18 protein-coding genes and 1 pseudogene are annotated in these 19,699 nt (G+C 68.4%); 10 read left to right on the forward strand and 9 right to left on the reverse strand.

The window, feature by feature from the left end; all coding sequences use genetic code 11:
• Nucleotides 1–4: 4 nt before the first annotated feature.
• Both QSK35_RS27280 and QSK35_RS27285 read right to left on the reverse strand, forming a co-directional pair.
• Nucleotides 5–754, reverse strand: a pseudogene (locus QSK35_RS27280) (dolichyl-phosphate beta-glucosyltransferase); the annotation flags it as partial.
• Nucleotides 754–2,484 carry an ArnT family glycosyltransferase gene (locus QSK35_RS27285; RefSeq protein WP_285750380.1) on the reverse strand — a complete coding sequence of 577 codons (1,731 nt, stop codon included), beginning with the start codon at nucleotides 2,482–2,484 and terminating at the stop codon, nucleotides 754–756. The pseudogene QSK35_RS27280 and the gene QSK35_RS27285, both read right to left, overlap by 1 nt.
• A gap of 119 nt (nucleotides 2,485–2,603) precedes the next feature.
• Between QSK35_RS27285 and QSK35_RS27290 the strand changes: the two genes are divergently transcribed.
• Nucleotides 2,604–4,136, forward strand: coding sequence for an alpha/beta hydrolase (locus QSK35_RS27290; RefSeq protein WP_285750381.1), 1,533 nt, complete (start codon nucleotides 2,604–2,606; stop codon nucleotides 4,134–4,136).
• On the opposite strand, the gene QSK35_RS27295 is transcribed toward QSK35_RS27290, so the two are convergent.
• Entirely contained in the window at nucleotides 4,126–5,493 is a 1,368-nt protein-coding gene (locus tag QSK35_RS27295; RefSeq protein ID WP_285750382.1) for a sensor histidine kinase, read from the reverse strand. The genes QSK35_RS27290 and QSK35_RS27295 overlap by 11 nt on opposite strands.
• Complete coding sequence (locus tag QSK35_RS27300) at nucleotides 5,471–6,196, reverse strand: response regulator transcription factor (protein WP_285750383.1); 726 nt, start codon at nucleotides 6,194–6,196, stop codon at nucleotides 5,471–5,473. The genes QSK35_RS27295 and QSK35_RS27300 overlap by 23 nt, the downstream gene beginning before the upstream one ends.
• 109 nt (nucleotides 6,197–6,305) lie before the next feature.
• Between QSK35_RS27300 and QSK35_RS27305 the strand changes: the two genes are divergently transcribed.
• Nucleotides 6,306–6,806, forward strand: coding sequence for a hypothetical protein (locus QSK35_RS27305; RefSeq protein ID WP_285750384.1), 501 nt, complete (start codon nucleotides 6,306–6,308; stop codon nucleotides 6,804–6,806).
• A 214-nt stretch (nucleotides 6,807–7,020) separates the two neighbouring features.
• Here the strand turns inward: QSK35_RS27305 and QSK35_RS27310 are convergent, their stop codons facing one another.
• Nucleotides 7,021–7,374: an HNH endonuclease signature motif containing protein gene (locus QSK35_RS27310; RefSeq protein WP_285750385.1), complete on the reverse strand. Its 354-nt coding sequence runs from the start codon at nucleotides 7,372–7,374 to the stop codon at nucleotides 7,021–7,023.
• A gap of 31 nt (nucleotides 7,375–7,405) precedes the next feature.
• On the reverse strand, nucleotides 7,406–8,134 hold the full coding sequence (locus QSK35_RS27315) for a DUF222 domain-containing protein (protein WP_285750386.1): 729 nt from the start codon (nucleotides 8,132–8,134) through the stop codon (nucleotides 7,406–7,408).
• A 336-nt stretch (nucleotides 8,135–8,470) separates the two neighbouring features.
• On the opposite strand from QSK35_RS27315, the gene QSK35_RS27320 reads away from it, so the two are divergent.
• The 5 genes from QSK35_RS27320 (at nucleotide 8,471) to QSK35_RS27340 (ending at nucleotide 14,810) form a co-directional block, all read left to right on the forward strand.
• Nucleotides 8,471–10,237, forward strand: a complete 1,767-nt coding sequence (locus QSK35_RS27320; protein ID WP_285750387.1) for a bifunctional metallophosphatase/5'-nucleotidase — start codon at nucleotides 8,471–8,473, stop codon at nucleotides 10,235–10,237.
• Between the two features lie 42 nt (nucleotides 10,238–10,279).
• The gene (locus QSK35_RS27325; protein WP_285750388.1) at nucleotides 10,280–11,050 is read left to right on the forward strand and encodes a hypothetical protein; all 771 of its coding nucleotides are present in this window, start codon (nucleotides 10,280–10,282) and stop codon (nucleotides 11,048–11,050) included.
• A 16-nt stretch (nucleotides 11,051–11,066) separates the two neighbouring features.
• Nucleotides 11,067–11,351, forward strand: coding sequence for a sunset domain-containing protein (locus QSK35_RS27330; RefSeq protein WP_502881726.1), 285 nt, complete (start codon nucleotides 11,067–11,069; stop codon nucleotides 11,349–11,351).
• Between the two features lie 9 nt (nucleotides 11,352–11,360).
• Complete coding sequence (gene mug / locus QSK35_RS27335) at nucleotides 11,361–11,855, forward strand: G/U mismatch-specific DNA glycosylase (RefSeq protein WP_285750390.1); 495 nt, start codon at nucleotides 11,361–11,363, stop codon at nucleotides 11,853–11,855.
• Between the two features lie 120 nt (nucleotides 11,856–11,975).
• Nucleotides 11,976–14,810 (forward strand): AfsR/SARP family transcriptional regulator, encoded by a 2,835-nt coding sequence (locus tag QSK35_RS27340; RefSeq protein ID WP_285750391.1) that lies wholly within the window; start codon nucleotides 11,976–11,978, stop codon nucleotides 14,808–14,810.
• Here QSK35_RS27340 and QSK35_RS27345 read toward each other — a convergent pair.
• Nucleotides 14,803–15,354 (reverse strand): NlpC/P60 family protein, encoded by a 552-nt coding sequence (locus QSK35_RS27345; RefSeq protein ID WP_285750392.1) that lies wholly within the window; start codon nucleotides 15,352–15,354, stop codon nucleotides 14,803–14,805. The two genes, QSK35_RS27340 and QSK35_RS27345, sit on opposite strands and share 8 nt — an antisense overlap.
• 137 nt (nucleotides 15,355–15,491) lie before the next feature.
• Here QSK35_RS27345 and QSK35_RS27350 point away from each other — a divergent pair, with 137 nt between their 5' ends.
• The 3 genes from QSK35_RS27350 (at nucleotide 15,492) to QSK35_RS27360 (ending at nucleotide 17,491) form a co-directional block, all read left to right on the forward strand.
• On the forward strand, nucleotides 15,492–15,965 hold the full coding sequence (locus QSK35_RS27350; protein WP_285750393.1) for a hypothetical protein: 474 nt from the start codon (nucleotides 15,492–15,494) through the stop codon (nucleotides 15,963–15,965).
• Between the two features lie 70 nt (nucleotides 15,966–16,035).
• Nucleotides 16,036–16,770, forward strand: a complete 735-nt coding sequence (locus tag QSK35_RS27355) for an LLM class flavin-dependent oxidoreductase (RefSeq protein WP_285750394.1) — start codon at nucleotides 16,036–16,038, stop codon at nucleotides 16,768–16,770.
• A gap of 106 nt (nucleotides 16,771–16,876) precedes the next feature.
• The gene (locus QSK35_RS27360; protein WP_285750395.1) at nucleotides 16,877–17,491 is read left to right on the forward strand and encodes an SNIPE associated domain-containing protein; all 615 of its coding nucleotides are present in this window, start codon (nucleotides 16,877–16,879) and stop codon (nucleotides 17,489–17,491) included.
• Here the strand turns inward: QSK35_RS27360 and QSK35_RS27365 are convergent.
• Both QSK35_RS27365 and QSK35_RS27370 read right to left on the reverse strand, forming a co-directional pair.
• Complete coding sequence (locus QSK35_RS27365) at nucleotides 17,488–19,062, reverse strand: phytoene desaturase family protein (protein WP_285750396.1); 1,575 nt, start codon at nucleotides 19,060–19,062, stop codon at nucleotides 17,488–17,490. The genes QSK35_RS27360 and QSK35_RS27365 overlap by 4 nt on opposite strands.
• Nucleotides 19,063–19,093: 31 nt before the next feature.
• Nucleotides 19,094–19,633, reverse strand: a complete 540-nt coding sequence (locus tag QSK35_RS27370) for a hemerythrin domain-containing protein (protein ID WP_285750397.1) — start codon at nucleotides 19,631–19,633, stop codon at nucleotides 19,094–19,096.
• Nucleotides 19,634–19,699: the final 66 nt, after the last annotated feature.

Consider the following 19,699-nt stretch of genomic DNA (forward strand, 5'->3'; position numbering starts at 1 on the left):
CGATCCTTCCCAGATGTCCGCGCAACTCCACGACGGGGTTGCGGCCGTAACGAAAACTCCGGCGCAGCCGCGCGATGCCGCGCAGGTCCTCCAGCGCCGTCTTGACGATGTCCACGCTGCTGTTCGGGTCGTCGACCCAGTCGACCGGCACCTCGTGGATGCGCAGTCCCGCGCGGGCGGCGAGCACCAGCAGTTCGGTGTCGAAGAACCAGTTCCGGTCCTCGACGTGTGGCAGCAGCGCGCGGGCCACGTCCGAGCGGATCGCCTTGAACCCGCATTGCGCGTCGGTGAAGCGGACGTTCAGCGCGCCGCGCACGATCACGTTGTAGCAGCGGGAGATCACCTCGCGCTTGACACCGCGGGTGACCCGCGCGCCGACCGCGAGCCGGCTGCCGATCGACAGGTCGGAGTGCCCGGAGAGCAGCGGCGCCACGAGCGGTTGCACGGCGCGCAGGTCCGTCGAGAGGTCGACGTCCATGTACGCCAGCACATCCGCGTCCGACTCCGTCCACACCTTCGTCAACGCGCCGCCGCGCCCCTTGCGCTCCAACCGGATGCTGCGCACACCGGGCAGCTCGGACGCCAGGCGATCAGCGATCGCGGTCGTGTCGTCCGTGCTGGCGTTGTCGGCGATGGTGATGCGGAACGGGTGCGGGAAGGTCGCCGGCAGCTCGTCGCGCAGCCTGCGCACACTCCGTTCCAGGTCTTTCTGTTCGTTGTAGACGGGGATCACCACGTCGAGCGTCGGAGCCATCAGGCACTCATTTCGTAGATGGTGACACCGTCGACGGTCGTCGCGGTGAAGGTGTCGGCGACCCACTGGGCGATCCGCTCGGCGGCGTCACTGCCGCTGTCCGAGGGCATCCGCATCCCGTCACCGACGAAGTACTTGATCTGTCCACTTCGGACGAGTTCCTGGAACTGCTCGAGCGTGGGCGAGGGATCGGTGCCGTTGAACCCGCCGACCGCCATCACCGGCCGGTCGCCGGCGAGCTGCAACCCGGCCGCGTTGTTGGAACCGACGGTGGCGGCGGCCCACTTCGTTTTGCTTTCGCGCAGCAACTCGGTGAGGTTCGCGCCGGGCGTCGTCGCACCGAGCAGGCCGCCCATGCCACCGTTTTTGTTGGGGGCGCGCATCCCGGGGGTGTTCTGCGGACCGGCGACCGGGATCGCGCCGGTGTGCGCGACGGACGCCGTGGCGACCGAGTACGTCGCGGGACCGAGGAGCGCGGCGACCAGGGCGACCGGTACGGCCACCCGCAGCGACAGCACGAGCCCGATCGCGGCGACCAGTCCGAGGACGAGAACAGCGATCGCCAGGGACCGCGCGAAGTTCGCGAGCAGCAGGTAGCACTGCACCGCGCTCAGTGCCGTCGCACCGGACAACGCCGCCGCGCACATCGGATCGGCGCGGCGGGCCCACAGTTCCGTGGCTCCGATACCGATGATCGCCGCGATCGCGGGCGCCATAGCGACGGTGTAGTAGGAGTGGATGATCCCGTTCATGAAGCTGAACACGCCGCCGGTGACGACGAGCCAGCCGCCCCACAGGCCCAGAGCCGCGCGAGCGCGACCCCTGGTCAGGAACATCCCGGCGACGAGCAGCACGACCGCGGTCGGCAGCAGCCACGCGATCTGACTGCCCATCTCGGCGCCCAGCAGGCGGCTCCAGCCCGGTGAGCCCCAGCCGCGGCCACCGCCGACGCTGCCGACCTCGTCACCGGTCAGCCGGCCGAGGCCGTTGTAGCCCAAGGCCAGTTCGAGCACGCTGTTCGTCTGCGATCCGCCGATGAACGGACGGTCGGACGTCAGCTCGACCGCGACGATCCACCAGGCACCCGCGACCACCATCGCGAGCGCCGAACCGCCGAGATGTAGTAGCCGTTTGGGGATGGTCGTTCGGGCCCAGATGAGGTATGAGAGCGCGATCGCGGGCAGCACCAGGAAGGCCTGGAGCATCTTCGTGAGAAAGCCGAATCCGACCGCGACGCCGGCCAGCGCGAGCCACCATCCGTTGCCGCTCTCGATGGCGCGGGTCGCGCAGTACGCGGCCGTGATCAGCAGCATGACCAGCAGCGCGTCGGGATTGTTGAACCGGAACATGAGCACGGCGACCGGCGTGAGCGCCAGGACCGCGCCCGCGATGAGCGCGGCGGAGTGAGAGAACCAGCGCCGAACCGTTGCGTAAAGCAGCCACACGCTGCCGACACCCATCAACGCCTGCGGAACGAGGATGCTCCAGGCGTTGACACCGAAGATCCGCGCGGACAGACCCATCACCCACAGGGAGGCGGGTGTCTTGTCGACGGTGATCGAGTTCGCCGCGTCGCTCGACCCGAAGAACCAGGCCTTCCAGCTGTTCGCACCGGCCTGCGCGGCGGCCGAGTAGTACGCGTTCGCCCAGCCCGAATCACCGAGCCGCCACAGGTACAGGACGGCGGTCGCGCCCAGGAGTAACGAAAGGACGGCGCGGTCTCGTTTCATGCGGCCGAGCCTCGTGGCGCAGCCTGGGTGGCACGTGTGCCGTTCCTGTGCGCAACCTGTGCGCGCACACGACTTTCGTAGCTTCACCCGGCCCGATCGACGGCGATAGGAAGAACGCCATGCGTTCGACACTTCTCAGACTCGTTGCGGCCGTGGCACTTCTGCCCGTCGTAGCGGTCCCCGCGGCGGCCTCGCCCGCCGTTCCGAAGATCGACTGGAAAGCCTGTGGGTCCGAGTACCCCGGCCTCGACTGCGCGACCGTCCCGGTTCCCCTCGACTACGACAACCCGCGAGGCGCGACGACCAAGGTCGCGCTCGCCCGCAAGCCCGCCTCCGACAAGGCGAACCGGATCGGCACACTGTTCATCAACCCCGGTGGCCCCGGCGGTTCCGGCGTCGAGTTCGCGCTCGGCGCGGGCAACGAACTGGACAAGCAGCTCAAGGGCCGGTTCGACATCGTCGGGTTCGATCCGCGCGGCATCGGGCAGTCCGACCCGATCCACTGCTTCGCCAGTGAGGAGGAGCTGAACAAGTTCTTCGAGGGCATCCCCGCCTTCCCCTACCAGGCGGACCAGGAACGGCCGTACTTCGACCGGCTCCGCTCGTTGGCTCCGAAGTGCCTCGCCGCGGACCGCACGATCGCCCGGCACATGAGCACCGCCGACGTCGCGCGGGACATGGACCTGCTGCGCCAGGCCGTCGGTGACAAGAAGATCTCCTACCTGGGCTTCTCGTACGGCACGTTCCTCGGTGCCACCTACGCGAACCTGTTCCCGAACAACATCCGCGCGCTCGCCATCGACGGCGTGCTCAACCCCGAGCTTTGGTCGAGCGGCCGGCAGATCCAGTCCGACCGGATCGCCACCGCCGAGGAGTTCGGCGAGTTCCTGAAGCTGTGCGACGCCGCGGGTTCCGCCTGCGCGTTCCACACGCCGGGCGGCGCGGTGAAGCGCTGGGAGCGGACCGCGGACTCGATTCGCAAGAAGCCGATCAAACTCGGCGACGAGCTGGTCACCTACGACGTGCTGATCAACTTCGTGGTCGGCGCGATGTACGGGCCGGAGGGCTGGGGCGGCCCGCAGGGCGCGGGCGCGGTCCTCGACCAGATCGCTGACGTGGTCGAAGGTTCCGTCTCCGCTGCTTCCGCTCCGTTCACTCGTGAGGCCGACTACGCCAACGGTTTCGACGCCTACAACGGAAACGTGTGCGCCGACATCCAGATGCCGTCGCGGTTCGGTGAGTACCAGGCGATCGGCAGGTACGCCGAGGCCGGCTCCCGGTTCGGCCCGCTGTGGTGGTGGGGCAACGCGGCGTGCGCCGACTGGCCCGTCAACGACGACCGCTACACCGGCCCGTGGAACCACCGCACGTCCGCGCCGGTTCTGGTGGTGGGCAACCACTTCGACGGCATCACGGACTTCCGCGGCGCCCAGGCCGTCGCGCGGCAGCTGCCGAACAGCCGCCTGCTCGCGTACGCGGGCTGGGGCCACACGGCGTACGGTCGCTCCGGCTGCACCACCGAGTACATGAACAACTACCTGCTGACCGGCGCACTGCCGCCCGTCGGCACGGTGTGCGCGGCCAACCCGAACCCATTCCTGCCTTCGGTGGCTTCGGTTTCGGCCGGCCTGCCGGTTGCGCCTAGGCGCTAGTACTGAGCTGGACGGTGAACCGGGTACGTCCCGGTTCACTGTCCACCCGCACCTGTCCGCCGTGCGCGCTGACCACCGCTGTGACGATCGAGAGCCCGAGGCCCGTGCTGCCCGCGGCTCTCGATCGCGAGCTGTCGCCGCGCGCGAACCGTTCGAACACTTCGAGGTCCTTCGGGATGCCCGGCCCGTCGTCCGTGACCGTCAGGTCCACGTGTCCGTTGTGGACGCTCAGTCCGGTGACGACCGTGGTGCCCGGCGGGGTGTGCGTGCGGGCGTTGCTGAGCAGGTTGCCGATCACCTGATGCAGGCGTTGCACGTCGCCTCTGATCGTGACCGGCTCCTCGGGCAGGTCCAGTTTCCAGTTGTGGTCGCGGCCGGCGATCCGGGCGTCGCCCACGACGTCGATGACCAGGCGCGTGAGGTCGACGTCCTTGTCCTCCAGTGGACGGCCCGCGTCGATTCTCGCGAGTAGCAGTAGGTCTTCCACCAGGGACGTCATGCGCGTCGCTTCGGACTCGACGCGGCCCATGGCGTGCTTGATGTCGTGCGGGATGTCTTCCTTGGTGCGCCTGGTTAGTTCGGCGTAGCCACGGATCGCGGCGAGCGGGGTGCGCAGTTCGTGGGACGCGTCCGCGACGAACTGCCGGACGCGCATTTCGCTGGCGTGCCTGGAGTTCAGTGCGCTCTCGACGTGGCCGAGCATGCGGTTCAGCGCGAGGCCGACCTTGCCGACCTCGGTGTCCGGGTCGGCGTCCTCGATGCGTTCCGGGACGGTGACTTCGCCCTCGTGCAGGGGAAGTTCGGAGACGCGCGTGGCGGTGGCGGCCATGTCGTCCAAGGGTTTCAGCGTCCGGCGGATGATTACCCGGCCGACCAGGGCCGCCGCGCAGACGGCCGCGGCGCCGAGCGCGACCAGGAGCAGACCCATCTGCCACAGCAGGTCGGTGACCGAGTCGAGCGGCAGTGCGACGACCGACCGCCCGTCGGAGAGGACGCGGTAGTCGCCGAGGTCCGGCAGCGCGATGGTGTGCCCGCGGGGGCCGGTGTTCGGCACGGACAGCAACGCCTCGATCTGCGCGTCGGTCAGCGGGTCGAAGCCCACGTCGGCCGCCTTGGCCTTCCCGGCTTGCAGCGATCCGTCGCGCAGGTGGTCGACGCGGACCAGGCCTGGCTCGATGCGCATGATGTTGGGCGGTCCGAGGTGCGAGGCGACCCGGCCGTCGAGCTGCCGGAGCGCGGTCTCGTGCAGCGCTACGAGCACGACGGTCCCGATCAGCGCGATCAGCACTGCGAGCAGGAACACCTGGCCCGCGACCAGCTTCGCTCTGAGCGTCCTAGGCCGCCGGCTTGAGGACATACCCCGCGCCTCGCATCGTGTGGATCATCGGCGCGCGGCCGGCGTCGATCTTCTTGCGCAAATAGGAGATGTAGAGCTCGACGATGTTGGCCTGGCCGCCGAAGTCGTAGTTCCAGACGCGGTCGAGGATCTGCGCCTTGCTGAGTACGCGCCGCGGGTTGCGCATGAGGAACCGGAGCAGTTCGAACTCGGTGGCGGTCAACTCGATCGAGTCGCCGCCGCGGTAGACCTCGCGGGTGTCCTCGTTGAGCGTCAGGTCGCCGACGGTGAGGCGGGCGCCCGCGTTCGCCTCGGTGACGCCGGTGCGGCGCATCAACCCGCGCAGCCGCAGTACGACCTCCTCCAAGCTGAACGGCTTGGTGACGTAGTCGTCGCCACCCGCGGTGAGGCCCGCGATCCGGTCCTCGACGGCATCCTTGGCCGTGAGGAACAGCACCGGCACGTTGGGCGTCTCGGCGCGGATGCGTTTGAGGACCTCGAGGCCGTCGATGTCGGGCAGCATGACGTCCAGTACGACCGCGTCCGGCCGGAAGTCGCGGGCGGTCTTCACGGCGGTGAGGCCGTCGAGCGCGGTGCGCACGTCCCAGGTCTCCATCCGCAGGGCCATGGACATGAGCTCGGCGAGTGTGGACTCGTCGTCGACCACGAGCACCCGCACCGGCTGGCCGTCAGGCCTGCGGAGTTCCGCCTTCATCGCGCGCATGGCTCCCATCGTGAACGCCGATCCTGTGTACCACCTGTGAAGCTCTTGCACAGTTTGTGCTGGCCGGGCGCACAGGTAGGGCACAGGAACGGGGTGGAGGTTGGCCGTCATGAGCGACGAACAGCCTCCCGCCCCGGAGTGGGGCGCCCAGCAACCCAAGCCCGCTTCCCCGTGGACGGCTCGGAAGACCATTGCCGCCGTGGCCATCGCCGTCGGTATCACCGCCGCGGGCGGGGTGGCGATCTATGCCGCCTCCAACTCGTCCGCTGCTACCGGGGGGAACGGGCCCGGCGGCATGGGTGGTCCGCCCGGTCAGGACGGTGGCGTGGTGATGCGGGGTGGACCGCTTGCCGATGTTCCGCACGGGTTGTTTCAGACCGGCGAGGTCACTGAGGTGTCCTCTTCTTCGTTGTCCGTGAAGTCCACTGATGGGTACACCAAGACTTACGTGATCGACTCTTCTACCGTCATGCAGGACGTTCAGAAGGGTTCTACGGTCACGGTCATTGCTTCCGAAGCCAATGGGACTGCTACTGCTGAGTCCGTTATGGACTCGGCTCAGCGGGGGCGGCGGGATGGGCAGCCTCCGCAGGCGCCGCCTACTCGGTAGGGGCTCACTGCGGCTTTTGACGCGGCTGCGCCGCGACACGTTGGCATTTTCGCGCACGCCCGGCGCTAGGGCGCCGGTCGTGCGCGAAAATGCCAACGTACCGAAGTCTGTGGCTGGTTGCCGTCGTGCCCCAGACACCGCCCAGACTTGCGTAGCTTTGGTGCGGTTGCGGGCGTTGCCGGGATGTGTGGCTTGAGTTTCGTTGTTTGTTTTTTTAGAACGGCGGATCGGTCGGGAAGCCAGCGAGGACCGGTTCGGGTTCGCGTACGTACACCTTTCCCGACGGTGCCTTGAAGATGAAGTGCCCGGGGATCGGCTGGGTTACCGCCCAGTTGCTCTTGTGCTTGAGCCGATGATGATGCTTGCAGAACGGGCACAGATTGCACGCCGCCGTCGGGCCGTCGGGGCAGGGCACCGTGTGGTCGAGTTCGCAGCGCTGTGCGGGCATCATGCAGCCGGGTTGGCGGCAGGTCTGATCGCGCGCCCAGAGGAACCGGCGTAGATGCTCCGGCGGCCGGTAGGTGCTGGTGCCGACATCCAGCAGCATCCCTGACTGCGGATCGGTCAACAGTCGCCGCCAGGTCGAGTCACCCGCGAGCTCACGGGCCAGCTCGGGCGCTGATCGGGCCGTAGCCCTGCAGCTCACCGGGATGATCATCCAGTCCCATCAGAGTCGTCGAGGAGACCGTGACGTTGAGGTTGACCTTCACGCTCGACGTCTGGTCTGGCGTCGCGAGGAGCATGTCGGCGACCACGTCCGCGCGGCGCTGGCTCAACGTCCGCGTGTCACCGGGGAACTTCGCCGCACGGGCGAGCTTGTCGACCCGGTGCGCAGCCGCAATACCGCGATCCGCCGGGAGCCAGGCAAACAACTTCACCATGTCGTCGACGCGCTCTTCGATCCCCGCGATCCGCTCCGCCTTCCTGGCCTCGCGCCGCTCGGCGCAGCCCTCGGGGTCCACCGCCATCACGATGCGCTGCAGCGACCGGCGCAGCTGGGTGCTGGTCTGTCCCGGTGCCTTGACCAGCGCCCGTTCCTCGACCTCTGCGGCCTGGTCGGCGGTGAGCCGGTGGGTGTAGTTGAACAGGATCTTCGCCTTGTAGGAGTCGATCTCCCCGGCCTGCAGGGCGTCGACCGTGCGGGGCAGCTTGGTGACGGTCTCCCGCGCGACCAGCAACTGATCCTCGGCCCACTTCGAGGTCCACTTCATCGCCGCGACGATCTCGGCCGCCGCGAATTCGTCGTCGGCGGTGCCGATGGCGAAGTCGGCAAGCTGACGCAATAGCTGGGCCTGCCAGTAATCAACTTGCTTTTGTATGAACAGCATATTGTCGATAGCCGCCGCTCGGTCCATGGCACAAATCTACCGCAAGATCACAATTAAACGGCCAACCCCGCAATGGAGACCACTATCGGGTGAAAATAAATCTACGGAACTCCAGCCACCTCATCCCAGCCACGCCCGCAACCGCACCGAACGAACGCAAGTCTGGACAGGATCGGGACCCACCACAAAAGCCAACCACCGTATCGGTACGTTGGCATTTTCGCGCACGACCGGCGCCCTAGCGCCGGGCGTGCGCGAAAATGCCAACGTGTCGCGGCGCAGCCGCGTCCAAAGCAAACAGACAACTGTCAAGTGTGAGCAGTTAGTGTCCCGGCCATGACCAGTAGGAGAACAGTGCTGGCCGGAGCCGCCGCCATCCTCACCACCGCAGGCCTCCAGCCGACCGCGAGTGCCGAGGCGAAGGACGAGAACGTGCGCAGGAAGTTCACGTTGACCGTCCTGGGCACGACAGACCTGCACGGCAACGTGTTCAACTGGGACTACTACGCGAACCGGGAGTTCGACGACGCCGGCCACAACGACATCGGCCTGGCGAAGATCTCCACGCTGGTCAACGCCGTCCGCGAACAGCGAGGCAGGCACACGACCCTGCTGATCGACGCGGGCGACACGATCCAGGGCACCCCACTGTCTTACTACTACGCCAAAGTAGAGCCGATCACGAAGACCAAGCTCCACCCCATGGCCAAGGCCATGAACGCCATCGGCTACACGGCCGCAGCGGTGGGCAACCACGAGTTCAACTACGGCATCCCGATCCTCCGCACGTGGGAGCGCCAACTCGACTTCCCGCTCCTGGCGGCGAACGCCCTGGACCCCCAAGGCAGGCCCGCCTTCCGGCCATACGTCATCAAGACGATCTGGCGAACCGGCGGCCCACCGCTCAAGGTCGCGATCGTGGGACTTACGAACCCCGGCATCGCGATCTGGGACAAGGCGAACGTCGAGGGCAAGATGACGTTCCCCGGCCTCATCGAACAGGCCAAGATCTGGGTCCCGGAGGCACGCAAGCGCGCGGACGTGGTCATCGTCGCGGCGCACTCAGGCGCGGACTTGTCGAGCTCGCTGGGCGACCAGGTCCCGTTCCCGGAGAACTGCTCGGCTCTGCTGGCCGAGGAGGTCCCCGGCATCGACGCGATCCTCGTGGGCCACGCACACGTCGAGATCCCGCAGCGGTACGTGACGAACAAGGCCACCGGCAAGCAGGTCCTGCTCACCGAACCGCTGTTCTGGGGCAAGCGGCTGAGCCTGATGGAGTTCGAGCTTCACTACGACCGGGGCTGGAAACTCCAGAAGGCACAGAGCCAGGTGCTCAACTCGAACACCGCGCCCGAAGACCCGAAGATCGCCAAGCAGCTGAAGGCCAACCACGACAAGGTCGTCGAGTACGTCAACGCGAAGGTCGGCACCTGCAAGCAGGCGATGTCGGCGGCCACGGCGCGGTTCGAGGACACGGCCGCGCTCGACTTCATCAACTACGTCCAGGCAAGCGAGATCAAGAAGTCCACGACGCTGCCGGTGCTGTCGCTCTGCGCGCCGTTCAACCGGGCCGCCGCGATCCCGGCCGGTGACGTGAGCATCCGGGACGTCGCCGGGCTGTACATCTTCGACAACTACCTGCTGGGCGTGAAGCTGACCGGTGGGCAGCTCAAGGACTTCCTGGAGAAGAGCGCCGAGTACTTCAAGCAGGTCAGCGGCCCCGGCCCGTTCACGCCGGACCAGCTGAGCAACGGCGTGCCGGACTACAACTTCGACGTCGCGGCCGGGCTCGACAAGCCGCTCACCTACGACATCGACATCGCGAAGCCCGTGGGGCAGCGGATCACGAACCTCAGCTACGGCGGTGTACCCGTCGGCACCATGGAGTTCGCCGTCGCCGTCAACAACTACCGGCAGTCGGGTGGCGGTGCGTTCCCGCACGTCGCGAAGGCGCCGGTGTTGCACAACGCGCAGCAGGAGATCCGGCAGCTGTTGATCGACTGGGTGAAGGAGAAGGGCGAGATCGATCCCACGGCCTTCCACACGAAGGACTGGAAGCTCACCGCGAACGGAGTACCGGTCCAGGTGAACACCATCGGGTGAACTAGCTGGAACTCGCCTGGCGACATCGGGTAGGCCAGGCGAGTGCAGTTACCACACCGGATCTGGCTCGGTGCGATCCTCGTGCCGCTCCTGATCGCCGGGACGGTCGTCGTCCTGCGCGCCGGTGAACGTCCGGCGCACTCCGAACAGCGGCGCGACGGCCAGGTCGTGTTCGTGGTCCGCGGGGACGAGGTCGTGCTCGCGGGTACCGCGACCGACGACGAACATCTGCTGGTCGTCGACGCCGTGCGGTTCCGCGCGCCCAGGCTCCGGATCACCGACGTGATCCGGCCGGGGGCGTCGTTGCCCGTGGCGGCGAGCCATGTCGGCACGTTCGTCGGAACCGTCCTGGACAACGGCGTGCACGACTTCACCGGTGTCGTCCACGAGGGCCGGCTGACCGCGTCCGCACGGGTCGCCGACGCGGCGCGCGCCGGCATGCTCAGCGACGCCCTGCGCGCGGTCGCCGGGGCGTTGCGCGTCGACGAGGACTTCACCGTCGGGCCGGGGCCCACCGGCGACCTCGACGTGCGCGCGCTCAACGACTCGGTCCAGCGCATGATCGGCGACGGCATCACGTTCCAGCCGTGGGATCCCGCGCTGGCCGAACGCGTGGGCCGGCTGTTGCGGGTGGCGCCGCGGGCCACGGTCACGCTCGTCGCCCACGCACCCCAGCTCGACGTCGCCAAGGCTCGCGCCGCACAGGTGCGCGACGTCCTCGTGGCGCAGGGCGTGTCGCCCGCGCTGGTCGAGACGACGGTCGACGTCGAACCCGCGGACGCGACCGACCAGGTCGACGTCCTCGTTCGCTAGGAGCTTCGACTTGTTGGTGTTCGCCCAGGTTTTCGTCTACTGCGCCGGGTCGTTCGTCTTCGGCGTGCTGCTCACGTGGCTGGCCCTGCGGCCGAAGCTCAAGCGGCCGGAACCCGTGCAGGTATTGGAGATCTTCGAGCAGCCGCCGTTCATCAAGGCCAACTCCCGGAAGATGATCTACCACACGCCCGAGTCGCCCTATTACCAGCGGATGAAGGGCGACGAGTTCTTCGGGTCCGTGGAGGAGGCCGAGGAGGCCGGGTACACGGCGTGGCAACCGCGAGTGAAGGCGGCTTCCTAAGCTGAGGGCGTGATTCCCGACGTCATCGCGCCCGGACTGGACGTTCTGTTCTGCGGCATCAATCCCGGCCTGTTCAGCGAGAAGACCGGTCACCACTTCGCCCGGCCGGGCAACCGGTTCTGGCCCGCGCTGCACCTGGGCGGGTTCACGCCGCGTCAGTTCCACCCGTCCGAACAGGACGAACTGCTCGGCCTCGGGCTCGGCATCACGAACATCGTCGCGCGCCCGTCCGCCCGCGCCGACGAACTCACGGCCGACGAGCTGCGGCAGGGCGGTGTGGAATTGACTGAGCGGGTCGTGAAGTACGAACCGAACGTGGTCGCGATCGTGGGCGTCACGGCGTACCGCACGGCGTTCGGGCGGAAGAAGGCGCAGGTCGGGCCGCAGGATGAGCCGATCGGTCCGGCCAGGGTGTGGCTGCTGCCCAATCCAAGTGGGCTGAACGCCCACTATCAGTTGCCCGCATTGGCCGCCGAGTTCGACCGTTTGCGGCAATCGCTGTAACTGTTTGCCGCCATTCGAGTGGCCTTCATCTGGAAGTGGAACCGACGTCACCCGGATGCGGTCAAACTCTGACAACGCCGCGTGACAGTTGGTGAATCTTCAACACTGGAGGGGGTCGCGGTGGAGGTCAGGATCCTCGGACCGGTTGAACCGGCTTTACCGCCCAAGCCCGCGCAGATACTAGCCGTGCTGGCAACCGAGTGCGGGCGGATCGTGCCGGTCGAACGGCTCATCGACCTCATCTGGGGTGAGGAGCCACCACCGCAGGCCCGCAAGTCCCTTCAGGTGCACATCTCGTGCCTGCGCCGCACCGGTCTCCCGGTCGAGCACCGCGCGTCGGGGTACGTCCTCGCCGCCGACCCGGCCACCGTCGACCTGCACGTCTTCCGCGCTCTCGTGGCAGAGGCAGCGGAGTCGCCCGACCCGGCCGTGCGCAGTGACCGGCTGAAGAAGGCGCTCGCGCTGTGGCGGGGCGCTCCGCTCGTGCACGCGCAGACGCTGGAGGTGCAGCGGCTCGCCGCGATCGAGGCGTGGGTCGACGCCGAGCTCTCGCTCGGCAGGCACGCCGAGGTGCTCGACGCGGTCAGCTCGTACGTCGCCGACCACCCGCTGTCCGAAAAGCTGCGCGGTCAGCTGATGACCGCGCTCGCACGTAGCGGCCGACGGGCCGACGCGATGCGCGTGTTCCGTGAGGCGCGCAGAACGCTGGTCGACGAGCTGGGTGTGGAACCCGGCGCCGAGCTGCAGCAGCTCTACCGCGTCGTGCTCGACGGCGCGACCGACATCCGGCGCAACTACCTGCCGCGCGATCCCGGCGACTTCACCGGTCGGTCCGACGAGCTGGCCCGGCTGCTGGAGTCCAGCGGCGGCAGCGTGTGGTGGATCGAAGGACCGGCCGGGGTCGGCAAGACCGCACTGGCCGTCCATGCCGCGCACCGGCTCGCCGACCGGTTCCCCGACGGCCAGCTGTTCGTGGACCTGCACTCACCGGCCGGCGCGCTGGACGCGTTGCTGCGCGCGATGGACGTGCCGAGCGAGCGGATTCCCGAGTCGCACGAGGAGCGCGCGGCACTGTGGCGGGCGCAGACGTCCGGGCGGCGCCTGGTGATCGTGCTCGACGGCGTGACGAGCGTGTCGCAGGTGCGCTCGCTGCTGCCGGGCAGCCCCGGCTGCCTCACGCTGATCACCAGCCGCAGCCGCCTGTGCGGGCTGGAAGGCGTGCGCCGGCTGCCGATCGACGTCCTCACCTCTGGCGAGGCCGTGACGCTGCTGGCCCGGATCCTGGGCGACGAAAGGGTTTCCGCCGAGCCGGACGCGGCCGCCGAGGTCGCGCGGCTGTGCGGATACCTGCCGTTGGCCGTGCGGATCACCGGCGCGCGGCTGGCCGGACGTGCGCACTGGCCGGTGTCCAAGCTGGTCAGCCGGCTCTCCGACGAGCGCGGCCGGCTCGACGAGCTCGTCGCCGATGACCTGGCAGTACGCAGCAGCCTGGAGTTGACCTACCGCGCGCTGGACGACCAGAGCCGGCACGCCTACCGCATGTTCGGGTTCCTCGGACTGCCCGAGCTGCCCAGCCACCTCTGGGCGCCGCTGCTCGACGAGGACGTGCTCGACCGGCTCGTCGACGCGCGGCTGCTCGACGTCACGGGCAGCGCGCGCTACCGGATGCACGAGCTGGTGCGCCTGCACGCCCGTGAGCTGGCCGAGCGGGAGGAACCCGAAGCGGAACGGCTCAACTTCGTCCGCAGGGCGGTGCTCGCCACGTTGTCCACTGTGGATGGACTGACCGAGCAACTGTTCCTGATGGTGCCACGGATGCAGGATCCGGTCGGGCTCGTGCCGACCGCTCCGCCCGCGGACCGCGACGCTTGGTTCGCCCGCGAGGAGCAGTTGCTGGTCCGGATCGTCGAACGAGCGGCCGAGCTGGACCTCGCCGAGCTCGCGTCGCAGCTCGCCGAGGCGCTGGTCTTCGCTTGGTTCGGGCTGAGAAACCGTTATGAGGCCTGGGAACGAACACACACGGCCGCTTTGGCGGCCGCACAACGGGTGCACGACCTGCGGCTGGAGGCCGTGCTGCGGTGCAGCGCGGGTCAGATGCAGTACAAGCGGGACAACCTCGTCGAGGCACAACGGGGTTTCGACGCCGCGCGCACGCTCTTCGTGGCGCTGGACGACCAGCGCGGTGAGGCCGTCGCGTTGAACGGCAGCGGCATGGTCAGCCGTGATCTCGGCCGGTATGACCTCGCGCTGGCGGCGCTGGGACGAGCGCGGGACCTGCTGACCGGGCTGGACTGGGCGGAGGGCGCCGCGCACGCGTGGTACGGAATCGGCTCCGCGCAACGGGAACTGGGCCTCGACGACCAGGCGGTCGAGTCGCTGCTGCAGTCGGAGGCGGCCTACCGGGCATCGCGGTCCAGACGTGGCGAGGCGCTGGCCGCGCGGGGGATCGGGCTGGTGCACCGGGCGCGGGACGAGTGGGACCTGGCGGCCGAGCACTGCGAGCGTGCCCACGAGATGGTGGCAGGCACCCGCGACGAGCTGCTCACCTGCTACACCGCTCAGGCGTGGGCGAAGGTGTTGCTGCGGCAGGGCTTCTTCGGAAAGGCCGAGCCACTGCTGGACCAGGCTCTCGACGGCTGCCGCGAGGTGGGGGACCGGTTCGGCGTGGCGCTGGTGCGGCGGACGATCGGGGAGCTGCGTCTCGCCGGTGGCGATCTGGCGGGCGCGATGGTGATGCTGCGGACCGCGCTGGAGGAGTGGAACGCGCTCGGGATGTCGTTGTGGCGGGCCAGAACCCTGCGGGACATGGGTGCGGTCCACGCCTGCCGGGGGGATGTGGCGGGCGCGGACCGCTGCTGGGATGAGGCCGCACTGCTCTTCGCTCAGCTGGGCACCAGAGAGTCGGGGGAGGTGCCCCAGTGGGCGACGAGATGGGGCCTGGTCAGGACTACCTGATGTTGCGGTACTTCCAGGGCAGGAAGCCGCCGTTCCTCAGCGTCGCGATCGACACGGTCTCGTGGTCCATGTCGGTCGCGGTGCTGCCCTCCTCGTAGATCCATACGCTGGTGTGCGCGCTGTTCGCCCACTTCTCGAACAGCTTCACGTGACCGTTGCGCAGGATCATGTCACCGGGCTGCAGCGCACCCCAGGAGATGCGGGTGGAGACCTCGTCCAAAGTGGACGTGGTGCGGCTCGTGGTGAGCTTCCACGCCATGGAGACGAAGCCCGAGCAGTCCGTGCGGTACTGCTTGCCGTGGTTGACGTCCCACGCGTACGCGGTCTGGCTGTACGGAACCCTGCGGTCCCACCAGTTCTTGGCGCGTGCGATGACCTCCGACCGCGAGATGACCCCGCCGTAGCTCGCGGCGGACGCGTCAACCTGCTGGATCGTGGTGTCGGGCTCCTGCACGCCCTCCGGCGACGCGTAAGCCGACGTGGCGAACCCTGACAGCAGCCCGACCGACAGCGCGGCCACCGCGGCGGCTTGGCGAATGCGCATCGTTCTCTCCGCTCGTTCAAACGTTGATGCCGCCGGGGACTGTTCCGGGAGGCGCCAAAGATCGGCCAAAGGTCGATTTAGGCGGTCCTTTACCGCTCATACCTAGGTTTGCCGCACCCTGTAGTGAAGGAGAGGACATGTTCGCTCGCGCACTGTCCGCGCTGGTCCTTGCGGCGACCGCGCTCGTGCTCGGCACCTCGGTGGCCTCCGCGGCACCGACGAAGCTCACCCACGCCGACGCCGCCGCGCGGTTCCGCGCCGCCGGCATCACGTGGTCGTCCAGCGGCGGGTGTTCCGACTGGAACAACCGCACCTGCACGTCGTTCACCAACATCAACCTGACCACCGTGCAGGGCGCGATCACGTTCAAGCGCGCCAGCGGCTGCGCGGTGAACATCACCGGCGGCACCGAGGTCGGCCACGCGGCGGGCACCTACAGCCACCGTAACGGCTACAAGGTCGACTTCTCGCTGAACTCCTGCGTCACCAACTACATCACCAGCCGCTTCGCCTCCATCGGCGGCAGCAAGTGGAAGTCGAACTCGGGCAACATCTACTACCGCGAGTCGAACCACTGGGACGTCACGTACTACAACTGCGGCGGCTGCTGAGTGCTATGGGGGGAGCTTTCCAAGCGCCCAGCGCTTGGAAAGCTCCCTTCATAGCGGTAGGAAGATCCACGTGACTTCCATCGGCGCGGTGTTCCGGCCCCAGCTCCCACCCGAACGGCTGCGCGCCGTGGTGACCGCGGCGGAGGAGGCGGGCCTGGAGCAGCTGTGGCTGTGGGAGGACTGTTTCCTGGAGAGCGGCATCGCCACCGCGGCGGCCGCTCTCGCCTGGTCTTCGAAGTTGCGGGTCGGCGTCGGCCTGCTGCCCGTGCCGCTGCGCAACGTCGCGCTGACCGCGATGGAGGCCGCGACGCTGCACCGGCTGTTCCCCGGCCGCGTGGTGCTCGGTGTCGGGCACGGCGTCCTGGAGTGGATGGGCCAGGTCGGCGCCCGCGTCTCCTCGCCGCTGACACTCCTGGACGAGTACGTGACCGCGCTGCGTGCTTTGTTGCGCGGAGAGCGCGTGACCACTTCGGGCCGGTACGTCCAGCTCTCCGACGTGGCCCTGGACTGGCCGCCGCTGACGCCGGCTCCGATCCTCGTGGGTGCGCGTGGTCCCAAGTCGGTGCGGCTCAGCGTGGAACGTGCTGACGGCACGATCCTCGACGCGATCGCCACGCCCGAGATCGTCCGGCGGACCCGCGAGATCTCCGACAAGGAGATCATCGTGTACGCCGAGACCACGTCTGTCGATCTTGTTCGGGAGCTCGCCGACGCGGGCGCGTCCACGGTCGTGCTCCAGCAGTCGGCAGACGCGACCGACGCCGAGGAGTTCATGCGCTTCGTGGCGTCCGTGACCCTTTCCTAAACCTCAATTCATCCGTTCGTGTAAGTCCACTCGGCTTGGATAACAGCACGTCTCGGCTTCCGCGATGGACAGAGTGAGAGCCTGTCGCACCATCGGGGAGGTCCGCATGTTCGGGCGCAAGCAGCGGAGGATCGACGAACTCGAGAAGGTCGCGACCGGCCTGCAGTCGATGCTGGCCAAACTCGGTGGCGAACGAGGCGAGGTCGCCCGCGAACGCGCCGCGTTGCTGCACATCCGCCGCCAGATCGACGACGCGCGCGAGGAGCTCGCGCCGCTCGAGGATTCCCTGAAGGTCCAGCGTTCCGGCGTGTTCCGGTATCACCACCCGCTCTCGTCCTCGTCGGAGTACCAGACCCATCTGGATCTCGCGCAACGCGAGATGGCCGAGCTGATCAAGGAGGGCGCGGCCGTCGAGGGCGGCAGCGAGTGCACCTTCAACGGGTCGGTCGGCCAGGGCGGTGGGCTGGTCGAGGACTGGAGCATGTTGATGCTGCGGGCCTACAACGCCGAGGCCGAGAACTGCTTGCTCATGGTGCGGGCTTCTTCAGGGCGGGTGGCGTTGAAACGGTTGGAGCGGGCGGCCGATGACGTGAATCGGCTCGGAGCGCGGCTGGGGTTGAAGATCTCGCCGCGGTACAGCGCGTTGCGGACCTATGAGCTGGAGCTGACCGTGGATCACCTGCGCAAGAAGCTCGAGGAGCGCAAGCGCAGGGCGGCCTAGTAGATCGCGCGGTGCGCGCCCTGGATCAGCATCCGGTAGGCCTCACCCGCCCGCCCGTTGCGAGCCAACGCCGCGCGAGCCGCGTTCGCCCCGGCGGCACCGTGCACCCCGCCGCCGGGCCACGCCGAGGCATTGGCCAGGTAAAGCCGATCGAACGGTGTGTCCGCGCGCCCGAGACCGGGCACGGGCCTGAACACCAGCTGCTGGTGAATAGCGGCGGTCCCAGCGTTGATGGCGCCCTCGACCAGCGACGAGTTGCCCTCTTCCAGCTGCGCGGGACCGGCGATGTGCCGGCCGAGGATCAGCGAACGGAAACCGGGCGCGCGTTCCTCGATCAGCTGCTCGACCCGGTCGGCGCGGCGGCGCAGGCGGTCGTCGGTCCACTTGCCGCCGTTCGGGACGTGCGTGTACGCCCACGCGGCCTCGGTGCCCGCGGGCGAGCGCGACGGGTCCGACGTGGTCATCTGGCCCATCACCAGGAACGGGGTGCGCGGCAGCTTCTGGCACGCGAGCTCGTGCGCGGTCGCGGCGAGGCCGTTCAGGTCGCCGCCCAGATGCACCGTGCCCGCACCCGCGGCCTCCGGGTTCGTCCACGGGATCGGGCCGGACAACGCCCAGTCGACCTTGATCGTCGCGTGGTCGTACTGGAACCGGGACAGATCGTCCACCAAGCGGTCAGGCAACGAGGAAGCGCCCACGAGATCCAGGTACAGCTTGGGAGCGGGCACGTCGGCGAGCACAGCACGACGGGCACGCACCAACTCCGAACCGACACGCACACCCACGGCGACACCGCGGGCGTGCAGCACGGACGTGACGCGAGCGCCGCACACCACCCGGCCGCCGCGCGCCTCCAACCGCCGGACCAGGGCTGACGTCAACGACGAGGCGCCGCCGGCCGGGACCGGGTTGCCGACGTCCTGGCCCAGCATCGCGAGCAGCCAGCCGAAACCGGCACCGCCCGCCTGGTCGGGGCCGAGGTCGGTGTGCATCGTGTTGCCCGCCAACAGGATCCGGGCGCCCTCACCGGCGAAGAGCTCCTCGCCGAGCCGGCGCACCGGCAGCGTCAGCATGCGGGTCAGTCGAAGCGCGTCACCGGGTCCTGCGGTTCGTAACAACGACAGGGCTCCGCGAACCGGCGGGAACGGTCGCAGCAGTGAGTCCAAAATGGACGAACGAACCCGTTGGAACCGGGCGAACTCCTCCTGCCACGCCTCCGCATCGGAGTGCGCGAACGACCCGACGGACTTCGCGGTCACGTCGGCGTCGCGCGACAGCAGTGCGACCCGGTCGTCGGGGAAGACGTGTGCCAGTACGGCGGGTGCGTGCGACCACTCGAGGTCCAGGTTCAGTACGTCGATGACCGGAGAACCGAGGCCCAGTGGGTAGAACGCGCTGTAGAGGTCGTTGCGGAAGCCCGGCGCGGTGATCTCCGCCGTGCGCACCGCGCCGCCGGGCTCGTCCTGTGCCTCCAGCACCAGGACGTCCCAGCCGGCGTCGGCGAGCAGGTTCGCGGCGACGAGCCCGTTGGGGCCCGCGCCGATCACTACGGCGTCAGCGTCCGAGTTCACGCGTCCACCATTCCAGATCTTGCTGGGTTGTTCATCCACTTACCTTGCGGATCATGTCTCGCGCGCGGTCCACCACGGCGAGCATCGGACCGGTCAGCAGGTTCGCGATCGGTCCCTCCACGCCGGGGTGCGGCCTGGTCGGCGCGATCGTCTCGGCGGTGCGCACGGCCGACGCCATGGCCTCCAGGCGCTCCTGACCGTGCACCTTGCGCAGCAACGGGAACTCGGCCTGTTCCTCGTGGTCGGCGTGGGCGAGCACGTCGTCGCGCAGCTGCACGAGCAGCGTGTCGAACCCCTCGGCCTGCGGGCCGATGCCGTCCATGGTCGACAGCAGTTCCTTGGCGCGGCGCTCCTCGGCGAGGCGCGCGTCCACGATGGGCGTTCCACCGTTCACGCGCTTCACGGCGGGGTGGACGATCTCCTCTTCGGCGGTCTCGTGGATCGAGAGCAAGCGGACGAGGCGGTACCACGCGTCCTTGCGTTCGTCGCCTGCGGCGCTCTCGACCTCTGCGAACAACGTACGGATTTCCTCGTGCTGCCGGTGCAGCACAGTGATCACGTCGTCAGCCATACCGCCTGAGTACCCGGCCGTCTAGCCGTCAAGCGTCTCAATTCGTTCGAGACCATACGGCTAGCA

The organism is Lentzea sp. NBRC 105346 (assembly GCF_030269605.1).
Lineage (GTDB): Bacteria > Actinomycetota > Actinomycetes > Mycobacteriales > Pseudonocardiaceae > Lentzea.

Bases quoted from the DNA above. Each gene is read 5' to 3' on its own strand.
- QSK35_RS27350 (WP_285750393.1), top strand. From the start codon at position 15,492: ATGTTCGCTCGCGCACTGTCCGCGCTGGTCCTTGCGGCGACCGCGCTC.
- QSK35_RS27315 (WP_285750386.1), bottom strand. From the start codon at position 8,134: ATGCTGTTCATACAAAAGCAAGTTGATTACTGGCAGGCCCAGCTATTG.
- QSK35_RS27285 (WP_285750380.1), bottom strand. From the start codon at position 2,484: ATGAAACGAGACCGCGCCGTCCTTTCGTTACTCCTGGGCGCGACCGCC.
- QSK35_RS27300 (WP_285750383.1), bottom strand. From the start codon at position 6,196: ATGCGCGCGATGAAGGCGGAACTCCGCAGGCCTGACGGCCAGCCGGTG.
- QSK35_RS27320 (WP_285750387.1), top strand. From the start codon at position 8,471: ATGACCAGTAGGAGAACAGTGCTGGCCGGAGCCGCCGCCATCCTCACC.
- QSK35_RS27295 (WP_285750382.1), bottom strand. From the start codon at position 5,493: ATGTCCTCAAGCCGGCGGCCTAGGACGCTCAGAGCGAAGCTGGTCGCG.
- QSK35_RS27305 (WP_285750384.1), top strand. From the start codon at position 6,306: ATGAGCGACGAACAGCCTCCCGCCCCGGAGTGGGGCGCCCAGCAACCC.
- QSK35_RS27370 (WP_285750397.1), bottom strand. From the start codon at position 19,633: ATGGCTGACGACGTGATCACTGTGCTGCACCGGCAGCACGAGGAAATC.
- QSK35_RS27360 (WP_285750395.1), top strand. From the start codon at position 16,877: ATGTTCGGGCGCAAGCAGCGGAGGATCGACGAACTCGAGAAGGTCGCG.
- QSK35_RS27290 (WP_285750381.1), top strand. From the start codon at position 2,604: ATGCGTTCGACACTTCTCAGACTCGTTGCGGCCGTGGCACTTCTGCCC.
- QSK35_RS27345 (WP_285750392.1), bottom strand. From the start codon at position 15,354: ATGCGCATTCGCCAAGCCGCCGCGGTGGCCGCGCTGTCGGTCGGGCTG.